This is a genomic window from Rhodanobacter geophilus, assembly GCF_040812275.1.
GTDB lineage: Bacteria > Pseudomonadota > Gammaproteobacteria > Xanthomonadales > Rhodanobacteraceae > Rhodanobacter_A > Rhodanobacter_A geophilus.
Genome location: NZ_JBFOHL010000017.1, coordinates 48862 through 62058 on the forward strand (window position 1 = coordinate 48862; position 13197 = coordinate 62058).

The following is a 13197-nucleotide window of genomic DNA, read 5'->3' on the forward strand; positions in this document are numbered from 1 at the left end:
ATGTGGTTCGCGATCATCGCCCAGGATCATCCCGGTTCGCTGGACCAGCGTCTTGCCGCCCGTCCCGAGCATCTGGAGCGGCTGAACAAGCTGCAGGAAGAAGGGCGCCTGCTGCTGGCCGGTCCGTTCCCGGCGATCGAGTCGGAAAATCCGGGGCCGGCCGGTTTCACCGGCAGCCTGATCGTTGCCGAGTTCCACACGCTGGAGCATGCACAGCGCTGGGCCGAGGCCGACCCCTACGCGGCCGCCGGCGTCTATGCCGAGGTCAGCGTCAAGCCATTCCGCAAGGTCCTGCCATGAGCGAGACGGTGGCCGAGCAGATCCGCGTGCGCCTCGCGGCCGCGTTCTCGCCCAGCGAGCTGGAAGTGGTGGACGAGGGTCATCTGCACCGTGGCCACGCGGGGGAGGGCAAGGGGCATTTCCACGTGCGCATCGTCAGTCCCGCGTTCGCCGGCGTGCTGCCGATCAAGCGCCACCGGATGATCTATGCCGAACTCGATGACCTGATGAACCGCGGGATCCACGCACTGTCGATAGACGCGAAGTAAAATTCTTTTGACAACAATGAGGTGAAATGCTTTTCTGCAGTGAAACATCACGCAGAAATGCATTGCGGCACCGTCCCGCGTTTGGCACAGTGCCTGATCGCCCGCTTGTCCGGGCCTTTCCCGATTCCCCAGCGATGACCGCATGCGCCTGACCACGATCAAACTCGCCGGCTTCAAGTCCTTCGTCGACCCGACCACCTTGCACTTGCCGGCCAACATGACCGGCGTGGTGGGTCCGAACGGCTGCGGCAAGTCCAACATCATCGACGCGATCCGCTGGGTGATGGGCGAGAGCGCGGCCAGCCGCCTGCGTGGCGACTCGCTCACCGACGTGATCTTCTCCGGCTCCACCTCGCGCAAGCCGGTGGGGCAGGCCACCGTCGAGCTGATCTTCGACAACGCCGACGGCACGGTACAGGGCGAGTACGGCCAGTACGCCGAGATCTCGGTGAAGCGCCAGGTGACGCGCGACGGGCAATCCTTCTATTTCCTCAACGGCGCGCGCTGCCGCCGGCGCGACATCACCGACCTGTTCCTGGGCACCGGCCTGGGTCCGCGCAGCTATTCGATCATCGAGCAGGGCATGATCTCGCAGATCATCGAGGCGCATCCCGAGGAATTGCGCACGCACCTGGAGGAAGCCGCCGGCATCTCCAAGTACAAGGAGCGCCGCAAGGAAACCGAGAGCCGCATCAAGTCCACCCGCGAGAATCTCGACCGCGTGAAGGACGTGCGCGACGAGGTGGACAAGCAGCTCGAACACCTGAACCGCCAGGCCCGCGCCGCCGAGCGCTGGAAAGCCTACAAGGAAGAGGAAACCCGCAAGCAGGCCGAACTGCGCGCGCTGGAATACCGCGCGCTGAAGGGCCAGCACGACGGCGAAGGGGCGGGGCTGTCCGCCGCCGAGATCGAGATCGAGAGGCAGCTGGCCGGCCAGCGCGAGATCGAGGCGCAGATCGAGGCCATGCGCGAGCGCCACATCGAGGCCGGCGAGCACCTGAACTCGGTGCAGGCCGAGGTCTACAAGGTCGGCGCCGAGATCGCCCGCGTCGAGCAGCAGGTGCGCCACAACAAGGAAACCGCCGAGCGCCTGCAGCGCGCGCAGGGCGAGGCCGAGCGCGAGCACGCCGAGCTGGCCGAGCACATCGCCGGCGACCGCGCGCAGGTCGAAACGCTGCGCATGGCGCTGGCCGAGGGCGAACCGAAACTCGAAGCCCTGCAGCAGATGCAGGACGACACCGCCGAGGCCCAGCGCAGCGCCGAGACGAAACTTGCCGACTGGCAACAGCGCTGGGACACGCACACCCGCACCGCCGGCGAATCCAACCGCGCCGCCGAAGTGGAGCGCACCAAGCTCAACTACCTCGACCGCCAGGCGATCGACCTTGCCCGGCGCCGCGAGGCGCTGGAGGCCGAACAGAAGGCCACCGACCTCGCCGCGCTGGATGCCGCCGCCGAGCAGATGCACCAGGAGCACGACACCCAGCGCGAGAAGGTGGAAGCACTGGGCAGCCTGCTCGACCAGCACAAGACCACCCACGAGAAGGTGCTGGACGAGGAACGCCAGCTGCAGTCCACGCTCAACGAGGCACGTTCGCAATTGCAGGCCGCGCGCGGCCGGCACTCCTCGCTGGAAGCCCTGCAGCACGCCGCCCTGGGCCAGGAAGAGAATGCCGCCAGCCAGTGGCTCGCCCGCCTGGGCCTGGACAAGTCGCCCCGCCTGGGCGAGACGCTGCAGGTGGAAGCCGGCTGGGAAACCGCGGTGGAGACCGTGCTCTCCGGCTTCATCGACAGTGTGCTGGTGGAGGGTTCGCACGCGCTGGCCGCGGATTTCAGCGCGCTGGAAAACGCCGACGTCGCGCTGCTCGATGCCGCCGAAGGTGGCGCCAACACGGCCGGCACGCTGGCCGCGCACGTGCGCGGCCCGGCGGCGGCCATCGCCATCCTCGGTCACGTACTGGTGGCAGACTCGCTGGACGAAGCCCACCAGCGCGTAAGCGGCCTGTCCGCACTGGCGCCGTACCAGTCGGTGATCACCCGCGGCGGCGAATGGCTGGGTCCGGGCTGGGCGCGCGTGCGTCGTGCACAGGGCAACCAGGTGGGTGTGCTGGCGCGCGAGCGCGAGATCCGCACGCTGGCCGAGCAGGTCGCCGCACTGGAGGCCCGCATCGAGGAATGCACGGCGCAACTCGACGACCTGCGCACGCGCAAGTTCGAGGCCGAGCGAGCGCGCGACGACACCCAGCGCGAGCTGTACAACGCGCATCGCCGCCAGAGCGAACTCGCCGGCCAGTTGCAGAGCCATCGCGGCAAGCTGGAAACCGCCCGCGCCCGCGGCGAGAAGGTGGCCGGCGAACTGTCCGCCCTGGTCGAGCAGCTCGACGAGTTGCAGACGCAGACGCGCGAAGCGCGCGCACGGCTGGACGAATCGGTCGGCCACATGGGCGACCTCGAAGACCAGCGCCGCGAGCTGGAGAACGAGCGCCGTGCCTTGCTGGAAGCGCGCGAGGAAGCGCGCATGAACGCGCGCGAGGCGGCCGACCAGGCGCATGCGCTGGCGCTGGCGCTGGAGTCCAAGCGCTCCTCGCTCACTTCGCTGGAGCAGTCGCTGGCGCGCATGGAAAACCAGTTGCGCCAGATCGAGGCGCGCCGCGGCGAGATCGCCGAGCAGCTTGCCGCCGGCTCCGATCCCATCGCCGAACTCGAAGCCGAACGGCAGACCTACCTCGACCAGCGCCTGCTGGTGGACAAGCAACTGGTGGAAGCGCGCCGCGCGCTGGAGGAATGCGACATCGCCTTCCGCCAGCTGGAGCAGCGCCGCCACCTTGCCGAACAGGGCCTGGCCACGCTGCGCGAAAGCCTGTCCGAGAAGCGCCTCGCCGCGCAGGCGCTGCAACTGCGCGCCGAGCAGCTGGCCGAGGCGATCGCCGCCTCCGGCCTCGAACTGGAAACCCTGCTCGCCGAACTGGCCGAGGACGTGGACGCCTCGCAATGGAAGCAGCAGCTGGCCGAGCTCGCCCAGAAGATCGCGCGGCTGGAGCCGGTCAACCTCGCCGCGATCCAGGAACACGCCGAGCAGAGCGAGCGCAAGACCTACCTCGACAACCAGCTCGCCGACCTCACCAGCGCGATGGAAACGCTGGAAGGCGCGATCAAGAAGATCGACCGCGAGACGCGCGCGCGCTTCAAGGAAACCTTCGACAAGGTCAACGCGGGCGTGCAGGAACTGTTCCCGCGCCTGTTCGGCGGCGGCCACGCCTACCTCGAACTCACCGGCGACGACCTGCTCGACACCGGCGTGGCGATCATGGCGCGCCCGCCCGGCAAGCGCCCGTCCAACATCTCGCTGCTCTCCGGCGGCGAGAAGGCGCTCACCGCGGTGGCGCTGGTGTTCGCCATCTTCAACCTGAACCCCGCGCCGTTCTGCCTGCTCGACGAGGTGGACGCGCCGCTGGACGAGGCCAACGTGGGCCGTTTCTCCAGCATGGTGCGCGAGATGAGCGAACGGGTGCAGTTCATCTTCATCAGCCACAACAAGGCCACCATGGAAGCGGCCAGCCAGCTGTGCGGCGTGACCATGCGCGAGCCCGGCGTGTCGCGCCTGGTGCAGGTGGACCTGGCCGAAGCGGCTAAACTGGCGGGGACCGCCTGAGGCGCCTGCGCCTTCGCGTGAACCGAGGAACGGTCCGGCGCCGCCGGACTCACGGATTCGGAAGCTGCCCGCAGGCGCTGCCCGAGCTACACGAGGAACCGATGATGACGCTGCAACCCGTGCTTGCCCTTGCCTGGAATCCGGCGGTCGGCATACCGCTGCTGATCGTCGGCGTGGTGGTGCTCGCGCTGATCTGGCTGTTCGGCCAGCCGAAGAAGGAGCAGCAGGGCAGGCGACGGACGCCAACCGGGCAGGGCGCGCAGGGCGGCGAACGCCGCGAGCCCACGCTGGGCGAACCCGGCGACGAGGACGGGCTGTCCTTCAGCGCCACCGACCATGCGCTGAGCGATGAGCCGCCGCCGCAGCAGGGCGAGCTGGATGTCGGCCTGCGCGAGGAACTCGAACGCCTCGGTGCCACGCTCGCCGGCGAACGCAACGCGCCGCTGTCGCGCAACAAGCTGGCGGGGCAGGCCGCCTCGATCGTCGACGCGCTGCGCGCGCCATCGGCGTCCCCGTCGGCAGCGACGCCGGTCCCCCCGGTGCCGAACCCGGCAGCGGCAGCGGCAGCGGCACCCGCGCCGGCCGCAGCTGCGCCGGCGCCACAGGCATCCCGCGTGCCACCGCGTTCCGATCTCGGCCGCCGGCCGCCGCAGGTCGCGGTGGAACGCATCGTCACCCTGTTCGTGATGGCGCGCGAAGGCAGCCACTTCAACGGTTCCGACCTGATCGTGGCCGCCGAGAAGGCCGGCCTCGAATTCGGCGACATGGGCATCTATCACCGCCTCGTCGACGGCAAGCGCGAACTCGGCCCCATCTTCAGCGTCGCCAACATGCTCAAGCCCGGCAGCTTCGACCTGTCCCGGCTCGACGCGCTGCGCACGCCAGGCCTCAGTTTCTTCATGACGCTGCCCGCACCGTTGTCCGCGCTGGATGCGTGGGACACCATGCTGCCCACGGCGCAACGCATGGCCGAGCTGCTGGACGGCCAGGTGCTGGACGAGGAGCGCAATGCACTCGGCAGGCAACGCATCGCCCACATCCGCGACGAACTGCGCGGCTGGGACCGCGACCACGAAGGCGAGGAAATCCACTTCGGGCGCTGAGCGCCCGAAGCCCGCGCGGCCACGACCGCCGGTCAGAACAGGCGAAGCTGCCGATCGAGTCGAGTCCAGTCGTTGACGACAGCCAGGTGCCGCACGCAATGTTCCGCGATGGATGTCGTCATCCCCTTAACCGTGCCACCTCGCAGCTGGCTATGAATCCGCCAAGGATTCAATTGGTTGCCACACACCGGAAGCCTGGGCTGGTATTTCCCGCTCAGAAGGCGACGCCGATACACGGACTTTCCTGGAAAAGCGACCTGGTTAACGACGCGGATAGCTAGCCCGACAGGCCCTGTGGCTGCGGTCGTTGCGGGTGCTGCCGTTGGCGTCAGCCACCGGCTCGCGACTCTCTCTCCTGACCGAGGTGTTCGGCCATCTCCGCATCCAGGGTCTTCTCAACCAGCAGCTTAATCAGGTGCCTGAGCAGGCCGCTCTCGCCGACCAGGTCCCCCGGCTTCTGGTAGTTGACCAACAGGTGGCCAAGCAGCATGTCGAGTACATCGTGCTTGCGTGGGCTCAACGGACGAAATGCTGATCGACCATGATCGGCACTCAAGGGGCCGGCATGTTGGTGCTTTTCCGAGTCGATGTATTGCGTGGAGCGCAGAACATCCTCACCGATATCCCTGCGCCTGCAACGAGAACAAATGTGCGTATTGGCCATCCTCGGCCATCAACTGCGCATGATTGCCTCGCTCGATGATGCGCCCGTCATGGATCACGATGATCTGGTCGGCCATGCGCACGGTGGAGAAGCGGTGCGATATGAGGATGGCGATACGGCCGCCGGAGAGTTCGCGGAAGTGTTCGAATATGGTCGCTTCGGCTTGCGCGTCCATCGCGGCGGTGGGTTCATCGAGCACCAGGATGTCGGCGCGTGAGCGCATGAAAGCGCGGGCCAGGGCGATCTTCTGCCATTGGCCGCCGGACAGCTCCCGCCCGTCGTTGAACCATTTGCCCAGTGGCGTCTCGAAGCCGGCCGGCAGGCTGTCGATGAAGTCGCTGGCCATGCCCTTGTCGCTGGCTTCGCGCCAGCGCGCTTCGTCATTGAAATGAGTGACATCGCCGGCCCCGACGTTCTCACCCACGCGCATCTGATAGCGGGCGAAGTCCTGGAAGATCACCCCGATGCGCTGCAGCAGGACGGATTCATCCCACTCGCGCAGATCGGTGCCGTCGAGCAGGATGCGGCCACTGTCAGGCGAGTACAGGCGCGTGAGCAGCTTGATCAGGGTGGTCTTGCCCGAACCGTTCTGGCCTACCAGGGCCAATGATTCGCCGGGACGGATATGCAGGTCGATGTCGCGCAATGCCGGTTCGCCCGCGCCGGGGTAGGTGAAACTGACCCGCTCGAAGCGGATGCCGTCCTCTGGTGTGGCGCCATGCCGCTCGGTGCCGGTGGCTGCGGGCACGGGCGTTTCCAGGTACTCGTACAGCGTGGACAGGTAGAGGTTGTCTTCGTACATGCCGCCGATCGCCGACAGCATCGCCGACACCGCTGACTGGCCCTGGCGGAACAGCGACAGATACATCGTCATCTGGCCCAGGGTGATGCGCGCCATCGCGGTGCTGGCGGCGATCCATGCGTAGGCGCCGTAGAGCGCCAACGTGCCGAGCAGGCCCAGGCCGAAGCCCCAACTGTCGCGACGCACGGCCAGCTCGCGATCGGCGCGATACAACATGTGGAAGATGTCGCGGTAACGCTGCAGGAACAAGGGGCCAAGGCCAAACAGCTTCACTTCCTTGGCGTGGTCCTCACGCGCCAGCACGGTTTCCAGATACAGCTGCATGCGTGTTTCCGGAGAGCGCCAGCGGAACAGCCGGAACGCGTCGCCGGAGAATTTCGTCTCGGCGAAGAATGACGGCAAGCCGGCCAGTAGCAGTACCGCTACCGCCCATGGCGAAAACTGAAACAGCAGGCTGCCGTAGCTGAGCAGCGAGACCGCGTTCTGGCCCAGGCCGAATGTTCGAGTGATCAGTGACAGCGGCCGACTCGACGCCTCGCGTCGCGCGCGGGTGAGCTTGTCGTAGAACTCCGAATCTTCGAAGTGCGCCAGTTCGAGCGTCAGCGCCTTTTCCAGGATCAACACATTGACGCGCTGGCCCAGTTGCGCACGCAACAGCGACTGGCACAACGACAGGCCGCGCTGTGCACCGGCCATCACCGCCACCAGCACGCCCTCCTGCACTACCCATTCGAATACCGATCGCAGCGGGGCTGTTCCGTGGACCGCCCACAGCTTGCTGGCACCGAGCACGGCGTCGACGATGTGCGCGCCGACGTAGGCAATGCCAGCCGGTAGCAGGCCGGCGATGAGAGTGAGCAGGGCCAGCGCAATGGTCAGCGTGCGGCTGGTGCTCCAGACCAGCTCCAGCGCACGCCCGCTGTACCGGAACACGCCCAGAAAACTGCGTGCGAGTTCTTTCGGTGGAGCGGGAGGGGCTGCGTGAGGCGGCACAGGGAGGTGTCGTGAAGCGCGTGACGGGGCGCGAAGCTCTCGAGATGGGGGCCGTGTCGCCTCAGGCAAGCTAGGGATTGAACGCGCGGTAGGGCCACAGCCTGGCAACATGCTGAAGAGCTTGCAGTCGGGTTTGTCTCCGGGTTGGCTTGAGTTATTGGGAGGCAGGAAGCAATAGGTGTTTGATCTGACGTCGTCTCCCCGGTACCCGGTTACCCGCCCCCTAGGATGTGGTTGCTCGCACCGTCATGTCTTGCCGACAGGGAAAGGGCGTGGCGGCACGTCGCCTGAGGCGTCGGAAAGCGAGGCCGCCCGGTGAGTTTGGCGGCGCTCTTTTCCCTGGAGTAGTCTCGCCGCACATTCGCGAGGGGGGCGGATCCTGATGAAGACGATATTCTGCGGTCTGCTGTGCGCGCTACTGGCCACGCCGCTGGCGGTGCTGGCGGCCTCGCCACCCAGTCACTACCTGTTCGTGCGGCCGGTTCGTGGCGATGGTGCCGGCCGGGCCTGCCGCGATGGCCCATCACACCAACTACGCCGAACCGGGCGACGACATGCTCTATGCCAACGACTGGCTGGCGAACCGCACCGACGTGTTCGACCTCCGCCAGCCGAAGCACCCGCGGCTGGCCCGCAGCCTGGGCAGCGTGGGCGACCTGAGCTATCCGCACTCGTTCGTGACGCTCGCGGACGGCAACACGCTGGCCACGTTCCAGTATTCCGGCGGCTTCAACCATGCGGCGGGCGGTCTGGTGGAGTTCGATCCCCAAGGGCGCGTGGTGCGCAGCGCGTCGGCCCGGGTGCCAGGGCATCCAAACGTGCGTCCCTACAGTCTCGCCGTGGTGGCGTCGGCCGACCGGGTGGTCACCGGCAGCGCGGACATGATGGGCGCACAGGTGAGCCACGTGGTGCAGGTCTGGCGGCTGTCCGACCTGAAGCTGTTGCAGACGTTGCCATTGCCACACGAGCCGGACTGGATCTACGACACGGCGGCCGATTCCTCCGAACCGCGCGTGCTGGCCGACGGCAAGACCGTGCTGGTGCCGACCTTCAACTGCGGACTGTTCCTGCTCAAGCATCCCGCCGTCGCGCAGCCGACGCTGCAGCATGTCTACGACCTCGGTTATCGGATGTGCGAGGTGCCGGTGGTGGCGGGAGACTTCCTGGTGGAAACCATGCAAAGCGGTCACGCGATCGTGAGTCTGGACGTGCACGATCCGGAGCATCCGCGCGAGGTCAGCCGCATCCTGCTGCCGCCGGATGAGTACCCGCACTGGCTGGCGCTCGAGCCGGGCGGCGATCGCCTGGCCATCACCGGGTATGGCGCGCTCGCCACTCGGGTGCGCTTTGCCCGCGTCGACCGTCGCACCGGCACACTGCAGCTCGAACCGGCCATGACGATTGACCTCTCGCATGCGCCGCCGGGCAGCTGGCACGGCAGCGCCATGCCTCACGGCGTGGTGTTCAGCCGACCATGAGCGTTACGCGTCAGATGACTTCTTCCGTGTTTGGGCGATGCGGGTGGCTGCTGCTTATCGATGGTAGGGCCAGCAGTGGTACTTCGGGATGAAGGCGCACATCGGCGTGGACGAACGCACGGGGCTGGTGCATGCCGTGGTGAACACGACGGCGAACGTGGCGGACGTTACGGAGGTCGCAGCACCTGCTGCACGGCATGGAGCGACACGTGTTCGGCGAAGGACCTCGAGCGCCCGTCGTAGCGCTTACTGCCGCACGTTCTCCACTGCGTAAGGTTCTCTGCGCTGAATTCCTCACTGTAGAGGTTCGTCTGCGCTGCTTTCTCCAATGCCGAGGTTTGTGTGCGCCATTTGCGGAGGGTTGGTGCCGTGGGTGTAGAGGTTTCTCTGCGGAGAACATCAGCGAAAAGCGCTTATCCAGGTTGAAAGTGACGAGGTAAAGCGAGATGACAGGGTTACGGGCCAAATGTCGTCATTTAGCAGATTCGGTCATCTCTCGGTTACCGAGGTTTTTTGCTTGTAAAACATCAGTGTACGTCTCGCGCATCGTCATGGCCGGAAGCGCACTTGTCAAAAGATGACGCGTCTAAGCGGCGATAACGAAAAAGTTGACCAAATAAGACGCCGGCTCGGGAGGTCGAAGCGCGAAAGGCCGACTTCCTTCGCTGTTGGATGGACGATCCCTGCGCAACACCCCACCGTCAGCGTTGCGGCTCATTCTTCCTGAGTGTTGCGTTTCCGCTGCCAAACGGTCGGCCGGTGGGAGAGCACTGCCCTAGAAGTACCCTCGAAGCTTGCATCCCACGTCTCTAGCCACGGTAGCGAGGGGCGTCGTGGGAGTTCTTCATCACGCATCGGCGATCTCACCATGCCTATGCGCCACGCTTCGCGGTCAGTTCGCTGACGGGAACCTGCCGGATCGAATCGGCCGTCTTGATCCCCGGCCGGGAGTAGCGGAAATCGGTGTCGACGCGCCCTTGTTCGCTGACGTTGAGCCAGTAGCGCCGGCGCTGCTGCCGCATATCAAGGCCAGACTTGATGGCATTCGCGTTCAGCAGCAGCAATTCACCTCGGCGCAACCCTTGGTGCAACATCAACACAAACGCGGTAAAGACGCGCCAACGCGTGCGTACACCCTTGAAAGGGTTCGTGTCGGACTCGGGATCCAGAAGCGCGTACATCGCTTCAACGACCACGGCCGGTAACGCGCGAAGAATGTTGGTGCGATGGGGGCGCTGGATCTGCAGCTGGCCGTACAGCAGGTTCAACCGTTGCCAGCGCGCGTCGAGCCGAGCCAACCGGTTTTCATGCCGCGTCCCTTGACCGAGCCAAGTCGTCACCGTCACGACGAAGTCCAGACCGGAGCGCCAACGTTTCTGATCAGAACTCGTAATCTGGGGTTGATTGCGAATCGTGACGAACCAGCCCTCAAGGAGCGTGCCCAAACGCGCCTCGTCCAGGCTGGCCAATGCGTCGTCCAAGGCGCCAGCACCGAACAGCTCGTCGGCATAGGCATACAGCCGCTCAATCGCGTGCAGTTTGCCCAATCGCGTCAATTCGGCCAGATCCGGCAACGCGAGCTGCGCCCAGACGGTGGCCCAGTACCGCGGCAGCCCGCAACCGTCCACCAACAACGTACCACGCAGACACTGCGGAATTTCCGGGAGCCGGACCTGGAAGACCATGGACGAGCGCTCCTGGAAGTCGAGCGATCTATACCATAAATCATGCTAGGCGTTGCGCCAAATCACGCCAACTGACCCGCAACCGCGCAACACTTAAAAACTTACCGTCCCTGCGCATAATGTATATTATGTCAAATTAAACACAGGCGACGGCCCCGGACGTGGCACGTCTCACCTCTTGTCGTCACCCAGTTAACCCTGTCACTGACCCACTAAACCATGTCACTCCGCGTAACCGTGTCACCTTCTTACTGCATTGCTCCCCGTACGCGATCAAACGGGGTATGCGGTACCCCTAAGGCTCGGTTTGAGAAACGGTCAAGCCACGATCTGCTTTGAGATAGCGCCGTAGCCTGACCACTTAACCATGTCACCCAGCTAACCGTGTCGCTATTTTTTGGGGTCATTCGTGCCGTGAGGCTGCGACGGGCGTAAACGAGCTCCAGTGTTTTTCCTGCGATCGCGTTTGAGCGCGCCTCTAGCTGATGCCTTTCGCTTCAGCGCGGGAGCTGAATGTGCTTCAGCCAGCGCCTTTTCCAGAGCAACGACCTGACCTGCGTAACGCGCCTCAGTTTGCTCAACGGTGCGCAACTGTTCCCGTAGAGAGTTTTGGTCTGCCTGGTAGATGGCCTGCGCCTCTCGATGCGTCCGTTCGGCGGCCTCGAGGCGCTGCTGCCACTGCTTGGCTTCCTGCCGTAACCGATCGACCTCCTGATGGGCGCGATCCTCAAGAGGGTCGGCAGGGATTCGTACAAAAACCGGCAATTTCACTTCTAAGTTGCCGTTTGTAAATGATTTTTAGGATTGAGATTCGCCGGCTATCGCGCCTTCGCCCTTCGGTGTCTCCGCCGCCGGATCCTTGGGCTTAAGCTGGACCAGCAGTTCCTCAATCGCTTGTAGTCGGGCTTCACGACGACTCTGTTCCTCTATCTCTACTAGGCGCGCCTGCCGCTCCGCCGCCAGTTCCGCCGCGTATCGCTCCGCCTCAGCTCGGAAATGGTCCCGCTCGTTGGTTGCTTGGATGCGCTGCTGGCCGAACGTTTCGTTCTGCCGTTTCAGATCAGGCACCTCTTTGGCCACCTTGGCGACCTGCTCGTACTCACGCCGCAGTGTCCGCAGTGTGTTCTCAGTTTGGCCGTGAAGTTCGGTGAGACGGGCATTGTCACGGTTGAGCTGCATGGTCTCGTGATTCTTGGTGGTCACCAAGTCATTCGCCTGCCGAAGCTCGACCTGCAGCTGCTGCACCTGCTGTTCGTGGCGGCGCGATTCCGCGTCTCGCTGCTCCTTCGCCGACTGTCGGAAATGTTCGAGTGCCTCGCGCGCTTGGGTATGCTTTTGCTCCAACGACTGGATGTGGGTGTCCTGGTCGGCCAGGCGAGCCTCCAGCCCGGCACCGCGCTCTTCCAACGTCCGGATGGCCATGATCCGCTCCTGCAGCTGTCCCATCGCCTCTTGGTGCAAGCGCGTCTCTTCTTGCAGTGCGGTCTCCGCGCGTTGCAGGCGATCGCTCAAGGCCCGGCCCTCACGTTCCTGCGCGGCCAGCGCGTCCGCCGCCTTCTGAACGGCTGCATCGCACCGCGCCTGGGCTTCCGCGATCCGGACATCGGCCTCTTCCTGGAGCCGTGCCGCCAACTGGGCCACCAGCGCCTGCAGCGCGTCACTGATGGCGGCACCGGTCGCGGGTGACGTGGACCCGTCGGCTTCCAGCTCTTTGAGGTAGCGATGGATGGTGCTCTTGGAGCCGGTGTTGCCGAGTGCGACGCGGACGGCATCGACCGAGGGGTGCTTGCCCTGGGCGATCAAGCTATCGCGGGCCTTCTGGACCTCGGTCTTGTACAAGCCTGCGCGAGCCATAGGTGGGTCTCCGATGAATAACGTAATGTATTACATACCATGTAATTACATAATACACAACAGCGTTCGTTCAGTCTTGATGGTGATGGAAGTAACGCGTGATAATGTTGAATTATCCCGCCCTATACCTCCGGCAGGATGGATTTGCCGCTGGCAGCAGTACGAAATGCCGTTTCCGGGCTATAGGCCTTCAGTCGCCAAAGCGGGAGAAGCTAAGGCGCTTGGCACCCATGCGCGGGTGCCAAGCCACTTTCAAGCCCTCGCGCTGCTCGCCCGGCCGCGCATACATCACTTCTGAACCGCCCCGGGTTCGGTGGAGGCTCCCACTCTTGAGAGAATGGAGCCATGAACAAGTCCACGAAGTTTTCCCCTGAGGTCCGCGAGCGAGCGGTGCGTATGGTGCAGGAGCACCGCGGCG

General features: G+C 64.9%; 10 protein-coding genes and 1 pseudogene. 6 read left to right on the forward strand and 5 right to left on the reverse strand.

Annotation, left to right across the window (positions count from 1 at the left end; genetic code table 11):
- The 4 genes from ABQJ56_RS15740 (at window position 1) to zipA (ending at window position 5303) form a co-directional block, all read left to right on the forward strand.
- Window positions 1-300 carry a YciI family protein gene (locus ABQJ56_RS15740; RefSeq protein WP_367845968.1) on the forward strand — a complete coding sequence of 100 codons (300 nt, stop codon included), beginning with the start codon at window positions 1-3 and terminating at the stop codon, window positions 298-300.
- Complete coding sequence (locus ABQJ56_RS15745; protein WP_367845969.1) at window positions 297-548, forward strand: BolA family protein; 252 nt, start codon at window positions 297-299, stop codon at window positions 546-548. The genes ABQJ56_RS15740 and ABQJ56_RS15745 overlap by 4 nt, the downstream gene beginning before the upstream one ends.
- Window positions 549-690: 142 nt before the next feature.
- Complete coding sequence (smc, locus tag ABQJ56_RS15750; protein ID WP_367845970.1) at window positions 691-4200, forward strand: chromosome segregation protein SMC; 3510 nt, start codon at window positions 691-693, stop codon at window positions 4198-4200.
- Between the two features lie 104 nt (window positions 4201-4304).
- Window positions 4305-5303, forward strand: a complete 999-nt coding sequence (zipA, locus tag ABQJ56_RS15755) for a cell division protein ZipA (protein WP_367845971.1) — start codon at window positions 4305-4307, stop codon at window positions 5301-5303.
- A gap of 328 nt (window positions 5304-5631) precedes the next feature.
- On the opposite strand, the gene ABQJ56_RS15760 is transcribed toward zipA, so the two are convergent.
- Window positions 5632-5793, reverse strand: a complete 162-nt coding sequence (locus tag ABQJ56_RS15760; protein ID WP_437343443.1) for a hypothetical protein — start codon at window positions 5791-5793, stop codon at window positions 5632-5634.
- Window positions 5794-5917: 124 nt separating this feature from the next.
- On the reverse strand, window positions 5918-7831 hold the full coding sequence (locus ABQJ56_RS15765) for an ABC transporter ATP-binding protein (RefSeq protein ID WP_367845972.1): 1914 nt from the start codon (window positions 7829-7831) through the stop codon (window positions 5918-5920).
- Window positions 7832-8277: 446 nt separating this feature from the next.
- Here ABQJ56_RS15765 and ABQJ56_RS15770 point away from each other — a divergent pair, with 446 nt between their 5' ends.
- Together ABQJ56_RS15770 and ABQJ56_RS15775 are read left to right on the forward strand one after the other, a co-directional pair.
- The gene (locus ABQJ56_RS15770) at window positions 8278-9240 is read left to right on the forward strand and encodes a YncE family protein (protein WP_367845973.1); all 963 of its coding nucleotides are present in this window, start codon (window positions 8278-8280) and stop codon (window positions 9238-9240) included.
- A gap of 67 nt (window positions 9241-9307) precedes the next feature.
- Window positions 9308-9461: pseudogene (locus ABQJ56_RS15775) on the forward strand (transposase); the annotation flags it as partial.
- A gap of 651 nt (window positions 9462-10112) precedes the next feature.
- On the opposite strand, the gene ABQJ56_RS15780 reads toward ABQJ56_RS15775, so the two are convergent.
- The 3 genes from ABQJ56_RS15780 to ABQJ56_RS15790 all read right to left on the reverse strand — a co-directional run bounded on the left by ABQJ56_RS15780 (window position 10113) and on the right by ABQJ56_RS15790 (window position 12764).
- Window positions 10113-10925 carry a hypothetical protein gene (locus ABQJ56_RS15780; protein WP_367845974.1) on the reverse strand — a complete coding sequence of 271 codons (813 nt, stop codon included), beginning with the start codon at window positions 10923-10925 and terminating at the stop codon, window positions 10113-10115.
- Window positions 10926-11315: 390 nt separating this feature from the next.
- Window positions 11316-11696, reverse strand: coding sequence for a hypothetical protein (locus tag ABQJ56_RS15785; RefSeq protein ID WP_367845975.1), 381 nt, complete (start codon window positions 11694-11696; stop codon window positions 11316-11318).
- 27 nt (window positions 11697-11723) lie between these two features.
- Entirely contained in the window at window positions 11724-12764 is a 1041-nt protein-coding gene (locus tag ABQJ56_RS15790; protein WP_367845976.1) for a DNA-binding protein, read from the reverse strand.
- Between the last annotated feature and the right edge of the window lie 433 nt (window positions 12765-13197).